The organism is Janthinobacterium sp. P210006 (genome assembly GCF_036231885.1).
Classification (GTDB): domain Bacteria; phylum Pseudomonadota; class Gammaproteobacteria; order Burkholderiales; family Burkholderiaceae_D; genus Janthinobacterium; species Janthinobacterium violaceinigrum.
The window spans coordinates 752,029-775,369 of record NZ_JAZARD010000004.1 but is presented as its reverse complement, the minus strand read 5'-3'; the positions used below and the strand labels follow the sequence as shown (position 1 = coordinate 775,369).

The window sequence follows — 23,341 nt, the reverse complement described above, 5'->3', positions numbered from 1 at the left end:
GGAAACGTCCATGCGCATTCTTCTACAACGTTCGGACGGCAAGGAAGCGGCGTGGATCAGCGACTTCCGTGACTTGCTGCCCGAAGCGCAGATCCATTTCTGGCGCGAAGGCGACACGGCCGCGCCCTGCGACTACGCCGTTGTATGGCAGCCGCCGGCCGCCATGCTGCCCGTATTGAGCGACGTCAAAGCCATCTTCAACACGGGCGCCGGCGTCGACGCGCTCTTGAAATTCGGCGACGCGCTGCCCGCCCACGTGCCGCTGGTGCGCCTGGACGACGCGGGCATGGGCGTGCAGATGGCCGAGTATGTGAGCCATGCCGTGCTGCGCCACTTCCGCCGCTTCGACGATTACGAGGCGCAGGGCCGCGCCGGCATCTGGCAGCCGTTGCCCGCATTCGACAAGGGGGATTTCCCCGTCGGCGTGCTGGGCATGGGCGTGCTGGGCACGCGCGTGCTGCAAGCGCTGGCGCAGTTCGAATTCCCCCTGCGGGGCTGGAGCCGCAGCCAGAAACACATCGATGGCGTGGCATGCTTTGCGGGCGAAGAGGGACTCGAAGCCTTTTTACGCGGCACGCGCGTGCTCGTCTGCATGCTGCCGCTCACACAAGACACGCACAACCTGCTGGACCGCGCGCGCCTGTCCATGCTGCTGCCGGGCGCCTATGTCATCAACGTGGCGCGCGGCGCGCATCTCGCCGAACCGGACTTGCTGACCCTGATCCGCTCCGGGCATATCGCCGGCGCGACGCTGGACGTGTTCCGCAACGAGCCGCTGCCGCAGCAGCATCCGTTCTGGCAAGAACCGCGCATCACCATCACGCCGCATATTTCGGCAGCCACCCTGCGCCGCGAAAGCGTGGCGCAGATCGCCGCCAAGATGCGCCGCCTGCACGCCGGAGATTCTGTCGCTGGCATCGTCAACCGTTTGCAAGGATATTGAAATGAATCCAACTCCTAGTCTGCCCAAGCAGGTCAAGATCGTCGAAGTGGGTCCGCGCGACGGCCTGCAAAACGAAAAGGAAACCATCAGCGCCGCCGTCAAGATCGAGCTGGTCGACCGCCTCACACAGGCCGGTTTCGCCAACATCGAGGCAGCGTCCTTCGTGTCGCCGAAATGGGTGCCGCAGATGGCCACCAGCGCGGAAGTGATGGACAGGATCGCGCGCCGCGCCGGCACGATCTATTCGGCACTGACGCCGAACATGCAGGGTTTCGATGCGGCGCTGGCGGCCAGGGCCGATGAAGTGGTGATCTTCGGCTCGGCGTCGGAAGCGTTCTCGCAAAAGAACATCAACTGCTCGATCGCCGAATCGATCGCCCGCTTCGAAGGCGTGGCCAAGGCAGCCAAGGAACACGGCCTGCGCCTGCGCGGCAGCATCAGCTGCGCCTTCGGCTGCCCCTACCAGGGGGACGTGCCGCTGGACGCCGTGGCCGACGTGGTGGGCCGCATGCGCGACCTGGGCTGCGACGAAATCGACATCGCCGACACCATCGGCGTGGCTACGCCGCGCAAGACGCAGGCGGTGATGGAACGCGCGATCCAGGCTTTCCACGTGGGCAGCCTATCCGGCCACTTCCACGACACCTACGGCCAGGCGCTGGCGAATATCTACGCCAGCCTGGAAACGGGCATCGCCATCTATCACTCGTCCGTCTCGGGCCTGGGCGGCTGCCCGTACGCCAAGGGCGCCACGGGCAACGTGGCCACCGAGGACGTGCTGTACATGATGCAGGGGCTGGGGATCGCTACCGGCATCGACCTGGACCTGGTGGTCGATGCGGGCCAGTTCATCTCGCAGCAGCTGGGCCGCAAGGGTTCCAGCCGCGCGGGCAACGCCATTGCGGCGAAACGCCTGGGGTAAATGCAAAGGGGCCGATGGCCCCTTTTTTTATGCATGCCGCATGCACGAACGACAGACGAAAAAAAACCCAAGAGCCTGAACTCTTGGGTTTTTTTCTACAAATTTGGTCGGAGTACAAGGATTCGAACCTTGGACCCCCTGGTCCCAAACCAGGTGCGCTACCGGGCTGCGCCACACTCCGAAGACCAAGATAATACAGGCCGTATCCACTTCGGTCAAGGGCCAGGTGAAACTCTGTGTAAATTATTTACGCGCGGCACTGGGACGCATGTATTTTTCAAAACGAATGAAGTATGCGACACTCACTTGGCAAGTTTTCCCGATCAGACATGAAGGCGACGACGGCAATGGAGTTCAGTATCGAAAGAAACGGCGGAAGCGGCGGTGGCCGGCCCTTGCCGGACCGCCGCGGCATCGCGCTGGGCATCGCCGTGTCCCTGCTGCTGCATGGCGCCCTGATCTCCCTGTGGTGCCATGTACAGCCCGCTATCCAGCCGGATACGGCGCCGCGCGTGGAATCGATCGCCGTGTGGATACGCCCGCTGGCCGCCAAGCCGCCGCCACCGCCTGTCGAAGTCATCAAGCCGAAACGCGAACCCAAGCCCATCAGCAAGCCAAAACCGGCCACGCCCCGGGAAACGCCGGCGGCAGCCACGGCGCCAGCATCCAGCCCGCAAGCGATCACGGTCGTCCCGGCGGCACCGGCCACGCCCGCAGCCAGTGCAGACACCTTCAGGCAAGAAACCCCAGAAACGCCGAAATTCGACATGGACGCGGCCAGAAAGACGGCGCGCAAGATGGCGGGCGAGCGCGACCCGTCCAAGGTGGGCACGGCCGTGGGACAAATCCCCGACAAGCCGCTGCAAACGGAAACCCAGCTGGCGCGCGACATCGCGCAAGGCAAGCGCGGCGATTGCCGTACGGCCTATTCCGGCGCAGGCTTGCTGGCGCCCGTGCTGATGCTGCTCGACAAGAAAGATAGCGGCTGCAAGTGGTAATTATTTAATAACATACCCAGATTGGACAGGATCCTACCCAATTGGGTAGGCTGGAATCAGGCTATTCCTGCCCCTTCAGCTGCAACGCCCGCTCATACAGGGCATTTTTCTTGCGGCCCGTGATTTGCGCCGTCAGGTTGGCCGCCTGCTTGACGCTGCATTCGGTCAGCAGGATATTGAGGATGCGTTCCGCTTCCACGTCTTCCGCGTCCTGCGCTTCCGTGGCGCCTTCCAGCAGGACGACGAATTCTCCCTTTTCGCGGTGCGCGTCGGCGCGGATCCAGCTTTCCGCTTCGGACAGGGGGCAGCGGTGGATTTCTTCGAACAGTTTCGTCAGCTCGCGCGCAAACACCACCTGGCGCGTCGGCTCGAACGCGGCCGCCAGGGCCGTGGCGCAATCGAGGATGCGGTGCGGCGCTTCATAGAACACCATGGTGGCCGTCACGCCGCGCAGGCTGTGCAGCATGTTTTCGCGCTGCTTGGCCTTGGCCGGCAGGAAGCCGACAAAGTAAAACTGGTCATTGAGCAAGCCGCTGGCGGAAATGGCGGTAATCGCCGCCGACGGGCCGGGCAGGGGCAGCACGCGCAGTCCCGCCGCGCGCACGGCGTCGACGATGCGCGCGCCCGGGTCGGAAACGGCGGGCGTGCCCGCATCGGAGACGAGGGCGATGCGCTCGCCCGCGTGCAGGCGGGCAATCAGGGTTTGCGCCACTTCGCGCTCGTTATGTTGATGCGCCGCAATCAAAGGCTTGTTCAGGCCAAAACGCGTCAGCAGGTGCGCCGTGTTGCGCGTATCTTCACAGGCGACGGCGTCGGCAAGGCTCAGCAGATGCAGCGCACGCAGGCTGATATCGGTCACATTGCCGATCGGCGTGGCCACTATATACAATGTTGCGCTAGGATAGACCTGGTGCGCCGCCTCTGTCATGATGGGCAGGCTGGCGATGGAACTGATTTCTTGTACGGTCATTTTGGAGGTTAAATGCTTGCTAATAGTGTGAAGTTACTGCTTGTTTGTGCCGCGACCGGCATGCTGAGCGCTTGCAGCACGCCTTGCGACGCGCCCGGGCAATTGTGCGCGCCTATTGAATCTAACACAAGGCCGCTACCACCTCCGAAGCCACTGCCGCCCCCCGTGCCGCCCAAACCGCCCGCACCGGAGCCGGTGACGTTTGCCGTGGCCGTGCCCGATATTACCGCGTATGACGGCAATGGCGCGCCGCTGGCGCCCATCACGGGCAAGCCGGCGACAGGCACGCCGCTCGACATGCCGGCCGCCACGGCGCCGGCGCCCGCCGACGGCAATGTCCATCACATCGGCCTGCTGCTGCCGCTGCGCTCGGCGTCCCTGGGCCCGGCCGCAGAACTGCTGCGCGCCGGCTTCATGGCCGCATATGAGCGCGACCGCAGCGGCTTCGAAGTGACGGTGGTCGACACGGGCGATGGCAGCACGGATATCCTGAACAAGTTTGCGCAAGCGCAAGAGGAACAGGACATCGTCGTGGGACCTTTGTCGCGCTCGGCCGTGACGGCCGTGGCAAATAGCGACCTGGTACGCAAGCCGACGATTGCCCTGAACCACCCGGACAACCGCGGCGAAGCGCGCCTGCCGGCCAAGCTGCTGGTGATGGGCTTGTCGATCGAGGCGGAAGCGCGCCAGGTCGCCGCCTGGGCCGCCAGCGAACAGCCGGGCGCGAGCGCGCTGATCCTGTCGGCCGGCTCGCCCTCGCAGCGCCGTACCAGCGCCGCCTTCAAGCAGGAATGGCTGCGCCAGGGCGGCAAGATCGAGACGATGGACTTGACGGCCACGAATGGCTACCTGAGCGATGCGGAACTGGTGCAGCTGCGCGCGCGCCTGGCCGCCACGCCACCGGGCCTGCTGTTTGCCGCGCTCGACGCCGACCAGGCGCGCCAGCTGCGCGTGGCCATCGGCAGCGATTTGCCCCTGTATGGCACCTCGTCCTTGAATCCCGGCGCAGGACGCGGCGCCAGCGGTCCCGAACTGGACGGCGCACGCCTGCTCGACCTGCCGTGGCAAGTGCAGCGCGACCATCCGCAAGTGATGGTGTATCCGCAGCCGCCGCAGCCGGGCGACGCCCGCCTGACGGCCGACATGGAACGCCTGTACGCGCTGGGCATCGATGCCTTCCGCGTGGCGCGCGAAGTGGCGCTGCGCCCGAACGCGCCGTTCACGCTCGATGGCGTGACGGGCCGCCTGGCCGTGCGCTTTGAAAATGGCCAAAGCGTGTTCGAACGCACGGAGCAGGCCGCCACCTACCAGCAGGGCGCACTGGGTACCTGGCCGCCGGCCACGGCAGCAACACCGGCCGCCTTGCCGCAGGCGCAATAAGGACAGGCCATGCCGCCCCTGCCGTTCCAGAACAAGCAGGCACGGGGACGGCAAGGCGAAGACGATGCGCTCGCGTATCTGTTGCTGCAAGGCTTGGTGCTGCTTGCACGCAACTATCTGTGCAAGGGCGGCGAGCTGGACCTGATCATGCGCGATGGCCCCTCCGTCGTCTTCGTGGAAGTGCGGCTACGCAGCAGCGCAGCGTTCGGCGGCGCCCTGGCCAGCATCACGCCAGCCAAGCAGCGGCGCATGGTGGTGGCCGCGCAAACCTGGCTGCTGGGGCAAAAAAGCGTGCCGCCATGCCGTTTCGACGCCGTGGCCATCGATGACGGGCGCATCAGCTGGCTGAAGAACATCCTCGATATGTAAGCATTTTTAACAGTGCTTGTCCGCCATGCCGCGCGCCTGCACTATAATCGGCAGACTATGAATAATCAACGCATCCTCTCGCACTTCCACGAAAGTGCCGAACTCAAGATCCAGGCCGCTACCGTACTGGCGCAACCCATTGCGCAGGCGATCGACCTGATGTTTTATGCATTGTCCAACGGCAACAAAATCCTGGCGTGCGGCAATGGCGGTTCCGCCGCCGACTGCCAGCATTTCGCCGCCGAGCTGGTCGGACGTTTCGAACGCGAGCGCTTTCCGCTGCCGGCCCTGGCGCTGACGACGGATACCTCGATCCTGACGGCCGTGGCGAACGACTACAGCTACCGCGAGATTTTCTCGAAGCAGGTGCAGGCGTTCGGCCAGGCCGGCGACATCCTGCTGGCCATCTCCACGTCGGGCAATTCGGCCAACGTGATGGCGGCCGTGGAAGCGGCGCTCGAGCGCGAAATGCGCGTCGTGGCGCTGACGGGCAAGGACGGCGGCGCCATCGGCAAGATGCTGACGGATGCCGACGTGCATATCTGCGTGCCGGCCGAGCGCACGGCGCGCATCCAGGAAGTCCATCTGACCACCATACATTGCATCTGCGACGGCATCGACGTCGCCCTATTCGGAGGAGACGTGAATGACTAAATTCGGTACTGGCCCAGGCTGGAAACGCGCACAACGCCCATTGGCCACCGCACTGCTGTGCGGCGCCATGCTCACCTCGCTCACCGGCTGCATCGAACTGATGGTCGGCGGCGCCGTGATGGGCGGCGTTGCCGCGGCAGACCGCCGCACCCTGGGCGCCCAGACCGAAGACAAGTCGATCGCCCTGAAAGGCGAAGCACGCATCCCCTCCATCGTCGGCGACGTGGGCCACGTGAATGTCACCAGCTTCAACCGCCGTGTCCTGCTGACGGGCGAAGTGCGCGACGAGGCGATGAAAAATGCCGTCGAGCGCGAAGTGCGCAATATCGAAGGCGTGGAATCGGTGGCCAATGAACTGATCATCGCCGGCCCGGCCAGCTACACCTCGCGCTCGAACGACGCGCTGATCACGACCAAGGTCAAGGCCAGCCTGGTGGACATGAAAACCATCTCGGCGGCCTCGTTCAAGGTCGTCACGGAGAACGCCACCGTCTTCCTGATGGGCAGAGTGACCCAGCGCGAAGGCACGGTCGCGGCCGACGTGGCACGCGGCGTGGGCGGCGTGCAGAAAGTGGTCAAGCTGTTCGACTACATTTCGGAAGCGGAACTGAAGCAATTGCAGCCGGACCCGCCGCAGCAGCGCACGACGAACACGGTCAGCGATACGGTACAGCAGTAAGCGCCTACGCCATCCGGCCTAGGGCACGCCGACGATGCGGCGGCTATAATAGGGACATCGTGGCCGCATCGCCCCGCTTTTCAAGTGACTCATTTCAACTTCGCCATGTCAACTTCGCCATCCGCAAGCAAGTCCTGGATCAAGCCAGCCCTCATCGCCGTCTTCGTGGCGGGCGTGGCGGCAGCCGGCTATCTGTCGCTCAATGACAAGCAAAGCGCGCCGGACGTGACCTTCCACGGCATCCATGGCGAGAAAATCACCTCGGCCAGCCTGCGCGGCAAGGTGGTGATGGTCAATTTCTGGGCCACCTCGTGCACGACTTGCGTGGCGGAAATGCCGGACATGGTCGACACCTACAACAAGTACAAGGGGCAGGGCCTGGAATTCGTGGCCGTGGCCATGAAATACGATCCGGCCAACTACGTGCTGAACTTTGCCGAAACGCGCCAGCTGCCGTTCAAGGTGGCGCTCGACGTGACGGGCGAGGCAGCCAAGGCCTACGGCGACGTGGCGCTCACGCCCACCACCTTCGTGCTCGACAAGCAGGGCAAGATCCTCAAGCGCTATGTGGGCAAGCCGGAATTCGCGGAACTGCACAAGCTGCTGGAAACCGCCATCGCCGGTTGATCCAACACAAAAATACCCACCCTACACCGCACAAAACTCTGTTGCCAACAGTTGCCAAACTGTTATAACCTTCCCAAGTGTGATTTCCACTCACCTTGTGAAGGCCTGCCGTGTCCCTAGCCGCTCAATCGCCCGACCCGCAGCAACTGAAAACCTGGCTGCTTGCCGCCGGCAACAAGGACGCCACGGCGTTCCGCCAGCTATATAACTGCACATCATCGAAACTGTTTGGCTTCGCGCTGCGTATATTGCATAAGCAAGAGCTCGCTGAAGAAGCCTTGCAAGAGGGGTTCGTCGCCATCTGGAACAACGCCGCCGCTTACCAGAGCCATCTGGCGGCGCCGATGACCTGGATGGCCACCATCGTGCGCAACAAGGCGTTCGATGTGTTGCGGCGCAGCGACGATACCGTGGAAATCGATGCCGAACAGTTTGATAGCGAAGTCATGAATGCACTCCGAGACCCCCAGGCCACGCCCATCGAGTCACTGCAACTGAGCGGTGACGCCAAGGCGCTGGCGTTTTGCATGTCCGCCCTGGAAGGGCTGCACCGGCAGGTGGTCGCCCTGGCGTTCTATCATGACCTGTCGCACAGCGAAGTGGCGCAGCAGATGTCGCTGCCGATCGGCACCGTGAAGACCTGGATACGGCGCAGCCTGGAACGGCTGCGCACGTGCCTGGCAAAACGGGAGGCATCATGAATATCCGCGGCAATGACGTGCTGCGCCAGAAGCTGGCGTCCGAATACGTGCTGGGCACCTTGAAAGGGGGCGCGCGGCGGCGTTTCGAAGGCTGGCTGCACAACGACGCCGATTTGCGCAATATCACGGCCGAGTGGCGGCAGCGCCTGGAACCGATGGCGGAATTTGCCACGCCCGTGGCGCCGCCCAAGCGCGTGTGGCAGCAGATCGAGCGGCGCCTGCACCTGGCGCCGCAGGGCGGCTGGGCACTGTGGCGCGATTCGCTGTCGTTCTGGCGTTCGCTGGGCATGGCTTCGAGCGCCATCGCCGCGCTGCTGGTCATCGTCGTGGCCACGCGCGTGATGGATGCGCCGCAGATCAGCTATGTGGCCAGCCTGACGGACGAAAAAGCGCAGACGGCCCTGCTGCTGACGGCCGACAGCCGCCACGGCGCGCTCGAAGTGCGCATGGTGGGCAATGCGCCCGTGCCGAGTGATAAGGATCTGGAACTGTGGGCCGTGCCGAAGAGCGGCAATCCCCGCTCGCTCGGTTTGCTGGCCGACAAGGGCAACGTGAAACTGGCCCTGTCGCAGCGCGCCATCGGCAGCGACGTGGCCTTGCTGGCCGTCACCCTGGAGCCGAAAGGCGGTTCGCCCGATCCGAACGGACCGACGGGCCCAATCTTGTACAAGGGTAACTGGGTGAAAATTTAACCACCCCACAAGCGGGGGCCGGGGTCGTAGCCTGGAAGGTACGACCGCGGGTGTTGCCCTTGGGCTTATTTAGGATACAAAATCATCTGCGTGCAGCGGAACAGGGCAATCGTCTTGCCCGTTTCCTTGCTTTTCACCACGGCATCCCACACTTGCGTGTTGCGGCCCTTGTGCTCGACCTTGGCAGTGCAGGTGAGCGTGCCTTCGCGGGCCGTGCCCAGGTGGTTCGATTTCAGTTCGATGGTGGTGAAATTGCTCGCGCCTTCGGGCAGATTGACGATGCAGCCATAACCGGAAGCCGTGTCGGCCAGGGTCACCACGCTGCCCGCGTGCAGATAACCGTTCGGCGCCAGCAGATGCGGCAGCACGGGCAATTCCGCCGTCAGCTGGCCGTCGCCCACTTCCGTGATGACGATGCCCAGGTGGCCGGGCAGGCGGCCCGTGCCGCGTTCATTCAACATTGCTACGGTGATGTCGGGATTGCTCATGGTCTCTGCTTTTCCTTGTTATTGAGTGAAGCCGGACCATGCGATGGCCCGGAAAACACTGCGATCATAGCAATTTTCCCCGTTTTGGTTTGGCCGCCGCCTATTTCCGGCCACGCCGCCGTTTCCACCACACCAAGGTCCCCGTCAGCATGAACAGCAAGGGCATCAAGCCGAAGAGCGTGATGAAACTGCGCCCGGCCACGCCAAACGCCTGGCCCGAATGCAGGGGGAATTGCCAGCCCAGGAAGCGCTCGCCATACGACGCCGTCAAGGGGTCGCGTATGCGCAGGGGCAAGCCGCTGCGCGCATCCAGCGTGATGCGCGTGGCGCCGTCGCCATGGGCGATTTCGTCGGGCTGGCGCACGCGGATGTCATACGGCAGGTCCTTTTTCGCCGGCAGCACGATGCGCGATACGCGCGCCTGCGGATACAGCCGCTGCGCGGCGGCCATCGCGGCGCCCGCATCGAGCAGCGCCCCATCCCGCTGCACATTGTTCAGCTTGGCCGTGTCCGGCACCGTCGACACCAGGTCTACCAGCGGCACGACCAGCTGCGGCAAATTGAAATAGATGCCGGAAAAGGCGATCACGGCCAGCACGGGCGCGGCAAAGAAGCCGGCCGCCTTGTGCAAGGTGTAGTTGAAACGGGGCCAGGAGCCGCCATGCGACACCGTCAGGGCCCGCTTGATCGCCGTCCACTGCATACGCGGCCACCACAGGTAGATGCCGCTCAAGGCCATCAGCAGCAACAGCACGCCGGAAATCCCCGTGACCGTCTTGCCCGTGTCGCCCGTCAGCAGATAGCGGTGCAAATGAAACATGCCCGACATCAGCAGCGGGCGCGTGAGGCCGAAGCGGCCCCAGTCGCGCTCGCCTTTGACTTGCAAGGTGTAGGGGTCGACCATCACCTGGCGCACGATGGCCTGGCTGAACGGCGAAGGTTTGCCCGCCTGCCGGTACGAGGCCACATACACGTCGCGCGCATCGGCGGGCGGATTGAGCTGGGTCGGCTTGCCGTAGGCGGGATCGGCAGTCAGCTGGTCGACCACCGCTTGCACCGTGCCTGGCGTCACGCGAAACACCTGGCCCGCCGCGGGCGTGCTCGCCTGCAACAGGGTGGGATTCAGATACGCGTCCAGCTCCGGCATCCAAGCGATGGCAGAACCCGTCAATCCCAGCAGGACGAACAGGGCGCCGAACCACAGGCCCGCATACAGGTGCAGCTTGGCTAACAGCCATTTGATCGGGCGCTTGGACATGAATGAGGGACTCTGGGAATTTTGGGCTGCGAAACGATAGCATGAATGAAGGGGAGTGAAAATCATTATCAGCTGGCATCCTGCCTGGCCGACATAGCGCAAATGAATTGCAACAAGCGCTGACAAGGCGGCGATTTTCTTGCTACTATGCGCCCATGTCTTCCCGCCAGCCCACCCGCAAGCTTGCCCATCACGGTGCCGCCGCCCTCGCGCGCACGCCGTGGCGCCTGTGCGTGGCCCTGTTCAGTGCGCTGGCCCTCGTGTTCCTGCTGTCGACGGCCGCCTCGCACCTGCACAAGACCAGCCTGGACGCGGAAGAGTGCGCGCTGTGCGCCACGGCCATCGACAAGGTGACCGATATCGCCGTGCCGCCGGCCATCGCCGAGCCGCCCGCCCAGTTACTGCCGTACCGCCTGCTGGCCGTCGCGCCCGCCGCCCTGGCGCCTGCCGCTGCCCTCATCCTGCCGCCCGTGCGCGGCCCGCCTGCCGCCTCGTTGTAGTTCCCACGCTGTTCTTATCCTTTTTTCAGGCTGCACTGCCGCGCGCGTCTTCATGCGCGCCGTGCCGCCTGGCGTAGACTATTTTCGAGGTTCACCATGCAACACACACCACGCTTGAGCGCCCTGTCGCTCGCCCTTGCCAGCCTGTTCAGCTTTTCCGCCCATGCCGCCGAGCCTGCGGATGCCAGCCCGGCCGCTTCCGGCGCCGACGCTGCACCACAAGAGATGCAAAAAGTGGAAGTCACGTCCGCCCACCTGAAAAGCGCGCGCATCGAGCTGTCGCCGAAAGTCGGCACCACCATCTACAGCATCGACAGCCACATGGTCGACATGCTGGGCCAGGGCGACAACACGCCATTCAATGAAGTGCTGCTGCGCCTGCCAGGCGTATCGCAGGATTCCAAGGGCTCGGGCGCCCTGCACGTGCGCGACGATCATGCCAACGTGCAATACCGCATCAATGGCGTGCAGTTACCGGAAAGCATCAGCGGCTTCGGCCAGTCGATCGACACGCGATTGATCGACAAGACGGATTTCATGACGGGCGCCTTGCCGGCCCAGTTCGGCCTGCGCACGGCTGGCATCGTCGACATTGAAACGAAGGAGGGCGGCATGACGCCGGGCGGGCGCATCGGCATTCTCGTGGGCAGCCACGACCATGTGGAGCCGAGTGCCGAATTTTTCGGCAGCGTGGGCAAGTTCAATTACTACCTGTCCGGCAGCTACCTGGGCAATTCCCTGGGCGTGGAAAACCCGCAAGACACGCGCAGCGCCCTGCACGACAAGACGCGCCAAAACAAAACGTTCGGCAGCCTGTCGTATTTCCTCGATGACAATACGCGCCTGGCCGCCATGTTCGGCACCTACAACGGCCGCTTCCAGATCCCGAACAACCCGAACCAGGCGCCTGCGTTCAGCCTCGATGGCCACAGCGATGCGCAGGCGGGCACGTCCAGCCTGCCGTCGTCGCAGCTCAATGAAAACCAGCGCGAAGTGAACCGCTTCCTCGTGCTGTCGCTGCAAAAGAGCCTGGGAGACATCAATTACCAGGTGTCCGCCTTCCACCAGTACTCGGAGCTGCACTTCACGCCCGATTCCATCGGCGACCTGATCTACAACGGCGTGGCCTCGGACTCGCGCCGCTCGAACAGCGCGTCCGGCGCCCAGTTCGACGCCAGCTACAAATGGCACCAGGACCACACCGTGCGCGCAGGCCTGGCCTACACGCGCCAGAAAACCACCAGCGACAACACGGTGGCCGTCTTCCCCGCCATGGACGGGGTGCAAAGCGCCACCACGCCGGTTTCCATCATCGACAACAGCGGCAAGACGGGCACCCTGGCCAGTTTTTACCTGCAGGATGAATGGCATATCAGCAAGCCTTTGACCCTGAACTATGGCGCCCGCTTCGACAAGGTGTCGGCCTACACGAGCGAGCAGCAATGGAGTCCGCGCGTCAACCTCGCGTACCAGCTGGCGCCGGGCACGGCCCTGCACGCCGGTTATTCGCGCTACTTCACGCCGCCGCCGCAGGAACTGGCGGCGCAAGGCAGCATCGACCTGTATGCGAACACGACGAATGCGCCGGAAATCGGCCAGTCGGACAACGTCAAGTCCGAACGCACGCATTACTACGACGTGGGCATCAGCCACCAGCTCACCCCGAAGCTGACCGTGACGGCCGATGTGTACTATAAAAAGATCAACAACCTGCTGGACGAAGGCCAGTTCGGCCAGGCGCTGATCCTCACGCCATTCAACTATGCGGACGGCTACGCCAAGGGCCTGGAATTGTCGGCCATCTACAGCGAGAAAAACTGGGGCCTGTTCCTCAACGCCAGCACGCAAAAGGCGCAGGGGCGCAACATCAATTCGGGCCAGGCCCTGTTTGGCGCCGATGAGTTGAACTACATCAGCAAGAATTATGTCTACCTTGACCATGACCAGAAATACACGCTGTCCGGCGGCGGCCATTATCACTTCGGCGATTCGCAAGTGAGCGCTGACTTCCTGTACGGCAGCGGCCTGCGCATGACGCCGGATGGCGGCGCACCGAATTCCGGCCATTTGCCGAGTTACTTCACCGTCAACACGGCGCTCACGCACACGTGGAAAAACACGCCCGTGGGCAAGGTCGAAGGCCGTTTGGCCCTGATCAACCTGTTCGACAAATCGTATCTGCTGCGCGACGGTTCCGGCGTGGGCGTGGGCGCGCCGCAGTATGGCGCCCGCCGCAGCCTGTATGCGGGATTGTCGACGAGCTTCTAGTTCCCCGAACGCGCGAGGACAGCGGCAGGGAGCAACGCCTGCCGCTGTCGGTTGCCGTCAAGAATCAGCTTTACCCCAGGCGATGGCCGCCTGGCCATGCGCCTGCAGGTAGGCATTCGCCTGGCTGAACGGCTTGCTGCCAAAGAAACCTTTACCAGCCGACAAGGGGGACGGGTGGGGCGCCGCCAGCACCAGGTGCTTGCCGGGGTCGATCAAGGTGCGCTTGGCTTGCGCGTAGCCGCCCCACAGGATGAAGACGAGATGGCTACGCTCGGCGGACAGGTGGCGGATCGCGCTGTCCGTCAATTTCTCCCAGCCCTTGGCCGCGTGCGAACCGGCCGCCCCGGCCCGCACGGTCAGCACGCTGTTGAGCAAGAACACCCCTTGTCCGGCCCAGTCCGACAAATCCGTGCGCGTGCGCTCGATGCCCACGTCCGTGGACAATTCCTTGAAGATGTTCTGCAGGCTCGGCTGCGGCGGATGGCCGTCCGGCACGGAAAAGCACAAGCCCATGGCCGCGCCGGGCGTGTGATACGGGTCTTGCCCCAGGATCACGACTTTCACTTGCTCGAACGGCGTCAGGTCGAAGGCCCGGAAGATATATTTGCCCGGAGGACAACACGGTCCCGCCGCATATTCCGCCTTCACGAATGCGGCAAGGCGTTCCCAGTACGGCTGGGCGAATTCCCCCTCCAGCCGCGCCTTCCACGATGCGTCGATGCGTATGTCCATACCTCACCTCATAGCCGATTCGTCAACCATGCCTTTTCAGCATGCCAGTATAGGACGCTCAGCCGATGAGGCGCATACGATACGAACAGGCAAAAAAAAGCCGCCCGGCTTTGCAGCGGGCGGCCTTGATGTGGCGCAGGGTGCTTAGAAATTCAGCGCCGATTCCACGCCGGCGCTGTGCGCCTGTTCATCCGCGTGGTACGAGCTGCGCACCATGGCGCCCACGGCAGCGTGGGTGAAGCCCATTTTATACGCTTCCTCTTCGAACATTTTGAAGACGTCCGGGTGCACGTAGCGGCGCACGGGCAAGTGGCTGTTCGACGGCGCCAGGTACTGGCCGATGGTCAGCATGTCGATGTCGTGCTCGCGCATGTCGCGCATCACTTGCAGGATTTCCTCGTCCGTCTCGCCCAGGCCCACCATGATGCCGGACTTGGTCTTCACGTCCGGATACATGGCCTTGAAGTCTTTCAGCAGTTTCAGCGAGTGCAGGTAGTCGGAACCGGGACGCGCTTCCTTGTACAGGCGCGGCGCCGTTTCCAGGTTGTGGTTCATGACGTCAGGCAAGCCATCCTTGAACAGGTTGAGGGCTTTTTCCAGGCGGCCGCGGAAGTCGGGCACCAGCACTTCGATGCGGGTGTTCGGCGACAGCGCGCGCGTTTGCTGGATGCACTCGACGAAATGGCCGGCGCCGCCGTCGCGCAAGTCATCGCGGTCGACGGAGGTGATGACGACGTAGTTCAAACGCAGCTTGGCGATGGTTTTCGACAGATTCGACGGCTCATCCTTGTCCAGCGGGTCCGGGCGGCCATGGCCCACGTCGCAGAACGGGCAGCGGCGCGTGCATTTGTCGCCCATGATCATGAAGGTGGCCGTGCCCTTGCCGAAGCATTCGCCGATATTCGGGCAGCTGGCTTCCTCGCACACGGTGACGAGTTTGTTTTCGCGCAGGATGTCCTTGATTTCATAGAAACGGGTCGATGCCGAAGCGGCCTTGACGCGGATCCAGTCCGGCTTTTTCAGGCGCTCGACTTGCTCGATCGGAATGATCTTGATCGGGATGCGCGAAGTCTTGCTGGCGCCTTTTTGCTTTTCGCTCGGGTTGTAGGCGGGAGCGGCGGGGGCGGTGCTGGAAATGGTCTCAGAAGTCATGGCTGCAAGCCCTTGAGGGGCAAAGTTTGGTTTGTTTGCTCAGACATCCGCTGTCTGAGGCGCGCCTGCGGCGCTGTTTGCTTCGCTTACATCGAGTAATACGGTCAATTCATGGGCCAGGGCCCGCTGCACCTCGGCCAGCGGCGCCACGACGCCCATGCTGCGCATGTCCACCGTCTTCAGGCCGGAATAGCCGCAGGGGTTAATCCAGGAAAACGGCGCCAGGTCCATCGCCACATTGAGCGATACGCCATGGTAAGTGCAGCCGTTGCCGCGCACTTTCAATCCCAGCGCGGCGATCTTTGCACCCTTGTCTGGCCCGCCGGCAATATAGATGCCGGGCGCGCCATCGATGCGCTCGCCAGCGAGATTATACGCCGCCAGCACGTTGATGATGGCTTGCTCGATTTTATGCACGAACTGGCGCGCATACAGCTTGCCGCCCGGCTTGTTGCGGCGCAAGTCCATCAGCAGGTAAATCACCACCTGGCCGGGGCCGTGGAACGTCACTTCGCCGCCCCGGTCCGTCTGCACCACGGGCACATTCTCGGCGCCGGCCAGCAGATGGCCGCGGTCGGCCGCCAGGCCCAGGGTGAACACGGGCGGATGCTCGACGATCCACAGTTCGTCGCGCGTGTCCGTCGTGCGCGCGTCCGTAAACGCACGCATGGCGGCAAAGGTCGGCTCGTAATCGACGCGGCCCAGCTCGCGGATCAGTGCCGTTTCGGTTCGGGTGGTGGTCATGACAAAGTCTGTGGTCAGCTGCCGGCGCCCTGCGGACGCTGCGGCGAAGCCGTGATTATAAGCCAGGCGGCCGTTTCATTCAGCCGTGGGCGCCGGCAGCAGCAGTCTGCCCAATTTTTGGGCAGCATGGCGTATCTGCGCGGCGCTGAGGGCCGTGTAGCCCAGCAGCACGGCCGGCGCCAGCCTGGCGCCGTGGCAAAAATCACCGAGCGGCTGCAGCGCCAGCCCCTCTTGCGCGGCGCGCGTGCAAAACGCCCGCTCGTCGCTGTCCGGCGGCAGCCACAGCACGCAATGAAAGCCCGCCTGCTGGCCCGTGACCGTGTAGCGGCCCGGCGCCGTCTGCTCGAGGCAGGCGAGCAGCAGGTCGCGCCGCTCCTTGTAGGCCAGCCGCGCCTGGCGCAAATGGCGCACGAAAGCGCCTTCCTCCATCCAGGCGGCCAGCGCCAGCTGTTCCGTCACGCCCACGGACCGGCCCGTCAACTGCACCATGCGCAGCAGCTGCGGACGCAGGCCCGGCGGCAGCACCATGAAACCCACGCGCAGGCCCGCAAACAGGGTCTTGTTGAAACTGCCACAGTAAATCACGCGCTGGTACTGGTCCAGCGCCTTCAGGGCCGCCAGCGGGGCGCTCTGGTAATTGAATTCGCTGTCGTAATCGTCTTCCACCACCCAGGCGCCGTGGTCGTTCGCCCATTCCAGCAAGGCCAGGCGGCGCGTGACGGACATGGTCACGCCCAGCGGCGACTGGTGCGCCGGCGTCACATACGCGAGGCAGGCGTCCGCATGCGCGGCCAGGGCGGCGCAATCGATGCCCTCGGCGTCGACGGCTATGTCCACGGGCACGGCGCCGGCGAGGGCGAACAGGGCGCGCGCGGCCGGGTAGCCCGGTTCTTCCAGGCAGACCTTGTCGCCGTCGCGCACGATGCTGCGCGCCAGCAAGTCGATCGCGTGGCGGATGCCCGTGGTGACGACGATATCGTGCGGGTCGCAGCGGATGCCGCGGTACTTGCCGAGGAAATCGGCGATCTGCTGGCGCAGCTGGGGCAGGCCGGCCGGATCGGCGCTGCACAGCTGTTCCGGCGTGGCGGCCGCCAGCGCCCGCGTGGCGCACCGGGACCAGGCGGCCATGGGAAACAGGCTGGCGTCGGCGCGCCGCGCCACGAAGGGCAAGCCGTCGCGCACGCCCGTGTCCGACGCGGGCGCAGGCATGGAGGCCGGTGCCGCCGGGGCGGCATCGCCAAAGCCGGCCATCAGGAAGCGTTCCGGCACGACGGCGCACACGCGCGTGCCGGAACCGGGCACGCGCGTCACGTAGGCTTCCGCGTGCAGGCGGTCGAACACGGTTTCGATAGTGCCGCGCGACAACTCCCACCGCTCGGCCAGGGTGCGGCTGGACGGCAGACGGCTGCCCGCCGGCAGCATCTTCGTCAAGATGGCCGAGCGCAGCGCTTCATACGCGCCATCCTGCTTGTTGACGCCCGCCTTGTCGAGCCAGCTGGTGGGACGAGGCAAGTCCAGGGCGTGCGGTGATTTTCCTCGCGGCATGATAATGATCGTCCAAGTGGTCCAATGAGTTTTCTGATGACTGGCACTTCGCATTACACCACAACCATTCTACTCTCACCGTTCCCGTGCGCCAGTGGGGCGCACGCTTGCATGGACCGTGTAAAACAATGCAGAAACAACTCGCTTTATGGGCCTGGGGCGGCATCGTGCTGCTGCTGGTCTGCCTGTCGCGCATCAGCATCGACATCTACCTGCCTTCGCTGCCGGCCATGGCCGACGCCCTGCATGCGAGCGATGCCCAGTTACAACTGACCCTGAGCCTGTTCATGGCCGGCTCGGCCGCCTCGATGCTCGCTTGCGGGCCGCTGGCCGACCGCTACGGACGCCGTCCCGTGCTGCTGGCCGGCACGGGCATCTTTGTGCTCGCCAGCATCGTCTGCACCGTGACTTCCGATGTGCACGTGCTGATCGCCGCGCGCGTGCTGCAGGCGTTCGGCGGCTGCAGCGGCACCATCATCGGCCGCGTCATGGTGCGCGACCGCTTCGATCCCGCCACGCAGGCGCGCATGCTGGGGAAAATATCGATGGCGATGGGCCTGTCGCCCATCGTGGCGCCGCTGGCCGGCAGCGTGCTCGACGCGGCCTTCGGCTGGCGCGCCGTGTTTGGCGTGCTGTGCCTGCTGGGCGCGCTGTCGCTGTGGCTGATCGCCGCCTGGGTGCCGGAAACCAGGCCGGCCAATGTCGTGCCACAGGGAAATACCCTGGCGCTGTACCGCCGCCTGCTGGGCGACGCGTATTTCCTGCGCTATGCGCTGGCCATCGCTTGTGTGTATTGCACGTATTTTCCATTCATCGCGGAATCGTCCGTGCTGTTGCAGAGGGGCATGCATCTGTCGCCGCACGCGTATGCGCTCGTGTTCGCGCTGACGGTCAGCGGCTATGTGGCGGGATCGAGCCTGTTTCGCGCCCTGGGGCCGCGCCTGGGCGCCGACTACATGCTGGGCGTGGCAGTGCTGATCAATGTGGCGGGCGCGGCCAGCCTGTTGCTGGCGGGAACTTGGGCGCCGCAGCACGTGGCGTCGCTGGTGGCGCCCATGCTGCTGGTGATGGTGTCGGTGGGCATGGCCATCCCGGCCTGCCAGCTGGCCGTGCTGCAGCCATATGGGGCCCAGGCGGGCAGCGCCTCGGGCCTGTTCTTCTTCATCCAGATGCTCATCACGGCCGCCTGCGGCGCCGTGATCGCCGCCATCACCGATGGCAGCGCACAGCCGCTGCTGTGGGTGACGGCGGCGGCCAGCGCGGCGTTTGCCCTGGTGTGGCGGCTGACGAAACGCCAGCCCGCCAGGGCGGCGGCATGTCTTACATGACGATCTTGACCATCGGGTGGCCCGACAGCGCCGTGTACAGGGCGTCGAGCTGCTCGCGGCTGATGGCGCGCACGGTGACGGTCAGGCCCGTGTAATTGCCCTTGCCCGATGGACGCTCTTCCATGCGGCCCGCGTGGAAGGTCGGATCGTGGCTGATGACCAGTTCCAGCATGGTCGGCGCGAAGTCCACATGCGTGGGACCCATGATCTTGATGGGAAAATCGCTCGGGTATTCGATCAGCGATTCGCTGGGAGGAATAATGTGTTCGCTGGGTGGGGTGGTTTGCATGGGAATTCCAATCAGTGCCGGTCAGGACAGGCGGCGCGGCGTATGGCGCGCGGCGGCTGCATAAAAGCGTATTGTAGCCAACTTTGGAGGCGGATGCGCCCGTTGCCATGGCGCCGGCCTGGCGGAAAAAAAAAGCCAGCTGGGTAAGCTGGCGGAAAACTATTTCGTTGAGACAAAATAGCCGGAAAAGTCGATGCTGTCACTTGGAGGATAAGCAGTGGTCGTACTGTAGACAAACCACGGCGGCTTTACCTCCCGTATGTGACGAACTGCGCATTTTGCGGCTTGAACGTCGATACGGCGCGACAGACGGCATGGCCGTCAGCGCTCCACTTCCTGCATCTGGCCATTGCGGCCGGGGCGGCCGCGCTCATTGTTCCGGTCATTGCTCCGTTCGCGTGGCGGCCCGCTGCGTTCGCCCCCGCGCGCTTCCTGTGCCGGACGCGCCGCCGGCGCCGGCATCGGCGGCGGCGCGGGCCGCGGCTGGGCCACGGGCGGCGGCGCAGGCATGGCAGGCGACGGCGCCGTCTGCAGCACTTCGCGGCGGCCGCCACGCTCCCAGCGGTTGCCGTCCGGGCGCTGCGCCTCGGCAGGACGCTCGATGGCGGAGCGCGGCTGCGGCCGCTCGGCACGGGGCCGCTGTTCGCCACGCCAACCGGGATGCGCCACCGGGTCTTGCACGGGCGGCAAGACCGGCGCCGCCGGTATCACGGGCTGGGCCGGTATAGGCGGCTGTTGCGGTATCGGCGGCCGTTGCGGTATCGGTGGCTGAGACGGCTGTGGCGGCTGTTGCGGCACGGGCGGCCGGTTCGGCTGCATGGGGCGCGGCGCCATGTGCGTCTGGCCATCGTCCGTCTGCAAGCGGCCGGGACGGTTGACCCAGTCGCGCCGGAAACCATTGTCGCCGCGCGGGGCATCGGCGGGACGCTGCCAGTTGCCCGCCGGCGCAGGCGCCGTGCTCAAGGGCAAGCTTTGCATGACGGGCGGCGGCATGGTGGTGCGGTTGCGGCGCGGTACGTCGATCGTGCGCTGCTGGCCAAAACGCTCGCCCGGCAGCATGGTCATGCCTTCGCGGCGTTCGCGCTCGCCCGCCACGGAACGGCGCCCCTCGGCCACGCGGTTGATGCGGCGTTCATAGTCGGCGCTGGCGCGGTAGCCGGGCACGTAGCGGTCGTGCGGCGACAGGGGGAACCAGCCGACGCCGGGCGCTGGCCGCGGGCCATGCTGCTGCCATTGGTTGCCGCCCACCCAGCCCACCAGCGCGGGCGCCCACGGCACACGGCCGCGTTCGCGGCCCGGCGCCCAGCCCCAGCGGTGGCCCAGCAGCACCCAGCGGCCGTAATGCGAGGGCGCGTAGCCCCACGGCGCATTGTCGACCCAGGTCCAGCCCCACGGCGCGATCCACGTCCAGCGTCCGTCGCTGTACGGCACCCAGCCGGCCGGCACGGCGCTGGGCAGCCACAAGGGGCCGTATTCCGCATCGTCCTGCCAGGCGCCGTAGCGGTCCAGCTCTTCATAGCCGGTGGTATCGTCCGTGACGTAGCGCAAGGCCGGCGCGGCGGAGGGCAAGGCTTCGGGCCAGTTGTCGAAAGCGACTCTCTGCAGGGCGCCCGTGCGCAGTTCCTCGTCCGTCAGCTCGGCGCGCTTGCCGGCACGCAAGGTGACGCTGCCCGTCGCGCCATCGACATCGGCCGCGCCTTCGAGCACGCTGACGACGCTGGTGCCGGGCTGGCGCCCCGCCTCGATGCGCACCCAGCCCGGCTGGGTGAGGATCACGCGCGCCTGGGCCGTGGTCAGCTCGAAGCCGCGCAGCGCGTCGGGATTGCGCACGCGCACGCTGGCCGTGCCATAGCTGAGGTGCAAGGTAAAACGGTCGTCATCGAGCGCGTTTACTTCCAGCTCGGAATCGCCATCGAGGCGCACGGCGGCCGCGCCCACGCGAAATTCCGCCAGCGCGCCGCGCAGGGTGGTCAGGCGGTTGTCCGTGGTGACGGGCCAGTTCAGCAAGGCGTTTTGCGCCTCGCCATCGCCCGCGCGCACCAGCACCTGCCCTTCGACGGTGGAAATGCGCCCCACGCGGGCAGGCGGGTCCTGCGCCAGGGCCAGGGTGCACGCCGACGACAGCAGCACGGCGCACACGGCGTTCAGCAGGGGGAAAGACAGGATAGGACGCATGGCAGCGCTCCAGGCAGGACTTACAAGGATGACATGCTATCGATTACATCCGCATCGGGCGGGCATCGCAAGCGGGCTTACAAATGTTTGCATGTTGACCTGGCTCAGGATGCCGCCTGGCCACCCCGCTTGACAAAGAACAGGGCCGCGCCAACGGCCATCAGCAAGCCGCCAAAGAAGCGGTTCTGCTTTTTCACGGCGCTGGCGTCGCGGAAGAAACGCTGCATCGAGGATGCGAGGAAGGCGTAGCTGTGCATGACGATCAGGTCGATCGTGCACATGGTGACGGCCAGGATCAGCAGCTGCGGCAGCAGGGGCGACGCAGGGCTGATGAATTGCGGCAATACCGCCACCATGAAAATAATGCCTTTCGGATTCGTCACGTTGGTGAGAAAACCCGTCAGCACGCGCCGGCGGCCCGTCGGCAGCACGGCGGCCGCATGCAGGTCGCCCGTCACGGCCACCCTGGCGCGCCACTGCGACAGGCCCAGGTAGATCAGGTACAGCGCGCCCACCGTCTTGACGATATTGAAGGCCACTTCGGACGCGAGCAGCAGGGAACCCACGCCGGCACCGGCGATGCCCAGCACCACCAGCAGTCCCAGCTGCAGGCCGAGGATGGTGGCGCTGGCCTTTTTCACCCCGTACGACAGGCCATGCGACATCGACAGCACGGCGCCCGAGCCGGGCGAGACGGCGATGATGGAAGCGGCGATGACAAAGGTGATCCAGGTGGCAAAGTGCATGCGGTGTCCAAAAATGGTGACGAGAGGCAATTTTAACCCGCCCCGTGCGGCCCTGCCGGCCCTGCCTGAGGTAAGATCGGGGTCAAGCCTTAGCCACATCGTCCCTTGCCGTACAACCAAGAATAACATCATGAAAAACAACACTTTCCTCGCCCCACGCTTCCCTGCCACCACTGCGGGAGTACGCTGAGATGGCCGGCTCCAGCCTGCTGGCCCTGCTCGACGACATCGCCAGCATCCTCGACGACGTTTCCCTGATGACCAAGGTGGCGGCCAAGAAGACGGCCGGCGTGCTCGGTGACGACCTGGCCCTGAACGCGCAGCAGGTGGCCGGCGTGCGCGCCGAGCGCGAACTGCCCGTCGTCTGGGCCGTCGCCGTCGGCTCGCTGAAGAACAAGGCCATCCTCGTGCCCGCCGCGCTGGCCATCAGCGCATTCGCCCCGTGGGCCATCACACCGCTGCTGATGGTGGGCGGCGCCTACCTGTGCTTCGAGGGCTTTGAAAAGATCGCGCACAAATATCTGCACCCGGACGACAGCCACAAGGCCGAGCTGGCACAGGCGCTGCGCGACCCGCAGGTGGACCTGGTGGCGCTGGAAAAGGACAAGATCAAGGGCGCCATCCGCACCGATTTCATCTTGTCGGCAGAAATCATCGTCATCGCCCTGGGCACGGTGGCTGCGGCCACCTTTGCCGAGCAGGTCGCGGTGGTGGTCGGCATCGCCATCATCATGACGGTGGGCGTGTATGGCCTGGTGGCCAGTATCGTCAAGCTCGATGACGCCGGGTTTTATCTGTCCGCGCGCAAGGGCGCGGGCGCGCTGATGCAGGGCGTGCGGGCGTTTGGCCGCATGCTGGTGTCGGCGGCGCCAAAGCTGATGAAATTCCTGTCCGTGGTGGGCACCCTGGCCATGTTCATGGTGGGCGGCGGCATTTTGACGCACGGCTGGCCCTGGGCCAGCGGCATGCTGCACCACGTCGAGGAAACGGTCGGCAGCGTGGCCGGCATCGGCCCCGTGCTGGCCGCCGTCACGCCCAGCCTGATCAATGCGGTGGCCGGCGTCATCGCCGGCGGCCTGGTGCTGGCCGGCGTTACGGCCGTGTCGGCTTTGTTGCGCATGGTCAAATCGCGCAAATGAACTTTCTGGTCTGATGGGGCGGCAGGCGCATCCGTGCCTGCC

The 23,341-nt window shown here is 65.0% G+C and carries 24 protein-coding genes and 1 tRNA gene; 14 read left to right on the top strand and 11 right to left on the bottom strand.

The annotated features are described in order from the left end of the window. Positions 1 to 10: 10 nt before the first annotated feature. Entirely contained in the window at positions 11 to 943 is a 933-nt protein-coding gene (locus VPH41_RS23260) for a 2-hydroxyacid dehydrogenase (protein WP_328571643.1), read from the top strand. Position 944: 1 nt separating this feature from the next. Then, on the top strand, positions 945 to 1,865 hold the full coding sequence (locus VPH41_RS23255) for a hydroxymethylglutaryl-CoA lyase (protein ID WP_328571642.1): 921 nt from the start codon (positions 945 to 947) through the stop codon (positions 1,863 to 1,865). A 104-nt stretch (positions 1,866 to 1,969) separates the two neighbouring features. Here the strand turns inward: VPH41_RS23255 and VPH41_RS23250 are convergent. After that, positions 1,970 to 2,046: transfer RNA gene (locus tag VPH41_RS23250), tRNA-Pro, on the bottom strand. Positions 2,047 to 2,212: 166 nt separating this feature from the next. On the opposite strand from VPH41_RS23250, the gene VPH41_RS23245 reads away from it, so the two are divergent. Continuing rightward, the gene (locus VPH41_RS23245) at positions 2,213 to 2,863 is read left to right on the top strand and encodes a hypothetical protein (RefSeq protein WP_328571641.1); all 651 of its coding nucleotides are present in this window, start codon (positions 2,213 to 2,215) and stop codon (positions 2,861 to 2,863) included. Between the two features lie 61 nt (positions 2,864 to 2,924). Here the strand turns inward: VPH41_RS23245 and rsmI are convergent, their stop codons facing one another. Further along, positions 2,925 to 3,833 carry a 16S rRNA (cytidine(1402)-2'-O)-methyltransferase gene (gene rsmI / locus VPH41_RS23240; protein ID WP_328571640.1) on the bottom strand — a complete coding sequence of 303 codons (909 nt, stop codon included), beginning with the start codon at positions 3,831 to 3,833 and terminating at the stop codon, positions 2,925 to 2,927. Positions 3,834 to 3,998: 165 nt separating this feature from the next. On the opposite strand from rsmI, the gene VPH41_RS23235 reads away from it, so the two are divergent. From VPH41_RS23235 to VPH41_RS23205, 7 genes are all read left to right on the top strand, one after another. Then, a complete protein-coding gene (locus tag VPH41_RS23235; protein WP_328571639.1) occupies positions 3,999 to 5,213 on the top strand; it encodes a penicillin-binding protein activator in 1,215 nt (404 codons plus the stop codon). Between the two features lie 9 nt (positions 5,214 to 5,222). Beyond that, a complete protein-coding gene (locus VPH41_RS23230) occupies positions 5,223 to 5,582 on the top strand; it encodes a YraN family protein (protein ID WP_152258941.1) in 360 nt (119 codons plus the stop codon). Between the two features lie 57 nt (positions 5,583 to 5,639). After that, positions 5,640 to 6,236 carry a phosphoheptose isomerase gene (locus tag VPH41_RS23225; RefSeq protein WP_034752465.1) on the top strand — a complete coding sequence of 199 codons (597 nt, stop codon included), beginning with the start codon at positions 5,640 to 5,642 and terminating at the stop codon, positions 6,234 to 6,236. Continuing rightward, the gene (locus VPH41_RS23220; RefSeq protein WP_328571638.1) at positions 6,229 to 6,915 is read left to right on the top strand and encodes a BON domain-containing protein; all 687 of its coding nucleotides are present in this window, start codon (positions 6,229 to 6,231) and stop codon (positions 6,913 to 6,915) included. Before VPH41_RS23225 ends, VPH41_RS23220 begins: the two co-directional genes overlap by 8 nt. A gap of 105 nt (positions 6,916 to 7,020) precedes the next feature. Beyond that, positions 7,021 to 7,542 (top strand): peroxiredoxin family protein, encoded by a 522-nt coding sequence (locus tag VPH41_RS23215; protein WP_152258939.1) that lies wholly within the window; start codon positions 7,021 to 7,023, stop codon positions 7,540 to 7,542. Between the two features lie 110 nt (positions 7,543 to 7,652). After that, a complete protein-coding gene (locus VPH41_RS23210; protein WP_152258938.1) occupies positions 7,653 to 8,243 on the top strand; it encodes a sigma-70 family RNA polymerase sigma factor in 591 nt (196 codons plus the stop codon). Continuing rightward, positions 8,240 to 8,935: an anti-sigma factor gene (locus tag VPH41_RS23205; protein WP_152284813.1), complete on the top strand. Its 696-nt coding sequence runs from the start codon at positions 8,240 to 8,242 to the stop codon at positions 8,933 to 8,935. Before VPH41_RS23210 ends, VPH41_RS23205 begins: the two co-directional genes overlap by 4 nt. Positions 8,936 to 9,000: 65 nt before the next feature. Here the strand turns inward: VPH41_RS23205 and VPH41_RS23200 are convergent, their stop codons facing one another. Together VPH41_RS23200 and VPH41_RS23195 are read right to left on the bottom strand one after the other, a co-directional pair. Then, positions 9,001 to 9,423, bottom strand: coding sequence for a PaaI family thioesterase (locus VPH41_RS23200; protein WP_034752471.1), 423 nt, complete (start codon positions 9,421 to 9,423; stop codon positions 9,001 to 9,003). A gap of 100 nt (positions 9,424 to 9,523) precedes the next feature. Then, positions 9,524 to 10,681 (bottom strand): PepSY-associated TM helix domain-containing protein, encoded by a 1,158-nt coding sequence (locus VPH41_RS23195; RefSeq protein ID WP_328571637.1) that lies wholly within the window; start codon positions 10,679 to 10,681, stop codon positions 9,524 to 9,526. 155 nt (positions 10,682 to 10,836) lie between these two features. On the opposite strand from VPH41_RS23195, the gene VPH41_RS23190 reads away from it, so the two are divergent. Then, complete coding sequence (locus VPH41_RS23190) at positions 10,837 to 11,181, top strand: hypothetical protein (protein WP_328571636.1); 345 nt, start codon at positions 10,837 to 10,839, stop codon at positions 11,179 to 11,181. A gap of 96 nt (positions 11,182 to 11,277) precedes the next feature. After that, entirely contained in the window at positions 11,278 to 13,449 is a 2,172-nt protein-coding gene (locus VPH41_RS23185; protein WP_328571635.1) for a TonB-dependent receptor, read from the top strand. Between the two features lie 57 nt (positions 13,450 to 13,506). Here the strand turns inward: VPH41_RS23185 and VPH41_RS23180 are convergent, their stop codons facing one another. The 4 genes from VPH41_RS23180 to pdxR all read right to left on the bottom strand — a co-directional run bounded on the left by VPH41_RS23180 (position 13,507) and on the right by pdxR (position 17,622). Beyond that, positions 13,507 to 14,181 (bottom strand): uracil-DNA glycosylase, encoded by a 675-nt coding sequence (locus VPH41_RS23180; protein ID WP_328571634.1) that lies wholly within the window; start codon positions 14,179 to 14,181, stop codon positions 13,507 to 13,509. Between the two features lie 144 nt (positions 14,182 to 14,325). Next, positions 14,326 to 15,333: a lipoyl synthase gene (gene lipA / locus VPH41_RS23175; RefSeq protein WP_152258931.1), complete on the bottom strand. Its 1,008-nt coding sequence runs from the start codon at positions 15,331 to 15,333 to the stop codon at positions 14,326 to 14,328. 39 nt (positions 15,334 to 15,372) lie between these two features. Further along, positions 15,373 to 16,077 carry a lipoyl(octanoyl) transferase LipB gene (lipB, locus tag VPH41_RS23170; protein ID WP_328571633.1) on the bottom strand — a complete coding sequence of 235 codons (705 nt, stop codon included), beginning with the start codon at positions 16,075 to 16,077 and terminating at the stop codon, positions 15,373 to 15,375. Between the two features lie 75 nt (positions 16,078 to 16,152). Next, a complete protein-coding gene (gene pdxR / locus VPH41_RS23165; protein WP_328571632.1) occupies positions 16,153 to 17,622 on the bottom strand; it encodes a MocR-like pyridoxine biosynthesis transcription factor PdxR in 1,470 nt (489 codons plus the stop codon). 128 nt (positions 17,623 to 17,750) lie between these two features. Here pdxR and VPH41_RS23160 point away from each other — a divergent pair, with 128 nt between their 5' ends. After that, positions 17,751 to 18,950: a multidrug effflux MFS transporter gene (locus tag VPH41_RS23160; RefSeq protein ID WP_328571631.1), complete on the top strand. Its 1,200-nt coding sequence runs from the start codon at positions 17,751 to 17,753 to the stop codon at positions 18,948 to 18,950. Here VPH41_RS23160 and VPH41_RS23155 read toward each other — a convergent pair. The 3 genes from VPH41_RS23155 to VPH41_RS23145 form a co-directional block, all read right to left on the bottom strand. Continuing rightward, entirely contained in the window at positions 18,943 to 19,239 is a 297-nt protein-coding gene (locus VPH41_RS23155; protein WP_152258927.1) for a DUF493 family protein, read from the bottom strand. The genes VPH41_RS23160 and VPH41_RS23155 overlap by 8 nt on opposite strands. A 321-nt stretch (positions 19,240 to 19,560) precedes the next feature. After that, positions 19,561 to 21,414: a DUF6600 domain-containing protein gene (locus tag VPH41_RS23150; RefSeq protein WP_328571630.1), complete on the bottom strand. Its 1,854-nt coding sequence runs from the start codon at positions 21,412 to 21,414 to the stop codon at positions 19,561 to 19,563. A 104-nt stretch (positions 21,415 to 21,518) separates the two neighbouring features. Continuing rightward, on the bottom strand, positions 21,519 to 22,160 hold the full coding sequence (locus tag VPH41_RS23145) for a LysE family transporter (RefSeq protein ID WP_152284399.1): 642 nt from the start codon (positions 22,158 to 22,160) through the stop codon (positions 21,519 to 21,521). Positions 22,161 to 22,351: 191 nt separating this feature from the next. On the opposite strand from VPH41_RS23145, the gene VPH41_RS23140 reads away from it, so the two are divergent. Next, entirely contained in the window at positions 22,352 to 23,299 is a 948-nt protein-coding gene (locus VPH41_RS23140; RefSeq protein WP_328571629.1) for a DUF808 domain-containing protein, read from the top strand. The last annotated feature ends 42 nt before the right edge of the window (positions 23,300 to 23,341 follow it).

Bases quoted from the DNA above. Each gene is read 5' to 3' on its own strand.
- VPH41_RS23260 (WP_328571643.1), top strand. From the start codon at position 11: ATGCGCATTCTTCTACAACGTTCGGACGGCAAGGAAGCGGCGTGGATC.
- VPH41_RS23255 (WP_328571642.1), top strand. From the start codon at position 945: ATGAATCCAACTCCTAGTCTGCCCAAGCAGGTCAAGATCGTCGAAGTG.
- VPH41_RS23245 (WP_328571641.1), top strand. From the start codon at position 2,213: ATGGAGTTCAGTATCGAAAGAAACGGCGGAAGCGGCGGTGGCCGGCCC.
- rsmI (WP_328571640.1), bottom strand. From the start codon at position 3,833: ATGACCGTACAAGAAATCAGTTCCATCGCCAGCCTGCCCATCATGACA.
- VPH41_RS23230 (WP_152258941.1), top strand. From the start codon at position 5,223: ATGCCGCCCCTGCCGTTCCAGAACAAGCAGGCACGGGGACGGCAAGGC.
- VPH41_RS23225 (WP_034752465.1), top strand. From the start codon at position 5,640: ATGAATAATCAACGCATCCTCTCGCACTTCCACGAAAGTGCCGAACTC.
- VPH41_RS23220 (WP_328571638.1), top strand. From the start codon at position 6,229: ATGACTAAATTCGGTACTGGCCCAGGCTGGAAACGCGCACAACGCCCA.
- VPH41_RS23215 (WP_152258939.1), top strand. From the start codon at position 7,021: ATGTCAACTTCGCCATCCGCAAGCAAGTCCTGGATCAAGCCAGCCCTC.
- VPH41_RS23205 (WP_152284813.1), top strand. From the start codon at position 8,240: ATGAATATCCGCGGCAATGACGTGCTGCGCCAGAAGCTGGCGTCCGAA.
- VPH41_RS23200 (WP_034752471.1), bottom strand. From the start codon at position 9,423: ATGAGCAATCCCGACATCACCGTAGCAATGTTGAATGAACGCGGCACG.
- VPH41_RS23195 (WP_328571637.1), bottom strand. From the start codon at position 10,681: ATGTCCAAGCGCCCGATCAAATGGCTGTTAGCCAAGCTGCACCTGTAT.
- VPH41_RS23190 (WP_328571636.1), top strand. From the start codon at position 10,837: ATGTCTTCCCGCCAGCCCACCCGCAAGCTTGCCCATCACGGTGCCGCC.
- VPH41_RS23185 (WP_328571635.1), top strand. From the start codon at position 11,278: ATGCAACACACACCACGCTTGAGCGCCCTGTCGCTCGCCCTTGCCAGC.
- VPH41_RS23180 (WP_328571634.1), bottom strand. From the start codon at position 14,181: ATGGACATACGCATCGACGCATCGTGGAAGGCGCGGCTGGAGGGGGAA.
- lipA (WP_152258931.1), bottom strand. From the start codon at position 15,333: ATGACTTCTGAGACCATTTCCAGCACCGCCCCCGCCGCTCCCGCCTAC.
- lipB (WP_328571633.1), bottom strand. From the start codon at position 16,077: ATGACCACCACCCGAACCGAAACGGCACTGATCCGCGAGCTGGGCCGC.
- pdxR (WP_328571632.1), bottom strand. From the start codon at position 17,622: ATGCCGCGAGGAAAATCACCGCACGCCCTGGACTTGCCTCGTCCCACC.
- VPH41_RS23160 (WP_328571631.1), top strand. From the start codon at position 17,751: ATGCAGAAACAACTCGCTTTATGGGCCTGGGGCGGCATCGTGCTGCTG.
- VPH41_RS23155 (WP_152258927.1), bottom strand. From the start codon at position 19,239: ATGCAAACCACCCCACCCAGCGAACACATTATTCCTCCCAGCGAATCG.
- VPH41_RS23150 (WP_328571630.1), bottom strand. From the start codon at position 21,414: ATGCGTCCTATCCTGTCTTTCCCCCTGCTGAACGCCGTGTGCGCCGTG.
- VPH41_RS23145 (WP_152284399.1), bottom strand. From the start codon at position 22,160: ATGCACTTTGCCACCTGGATCACCTTTGTCATCGCCGCTTCCATCATC.
- VPH41_RS23140 (WP_328571629.1), top strand. From the start codon at position 22,352: ATGGCCGGCTCCAGCCTGCTGGCCCTGCTCGACGACATCGCCAGCATC.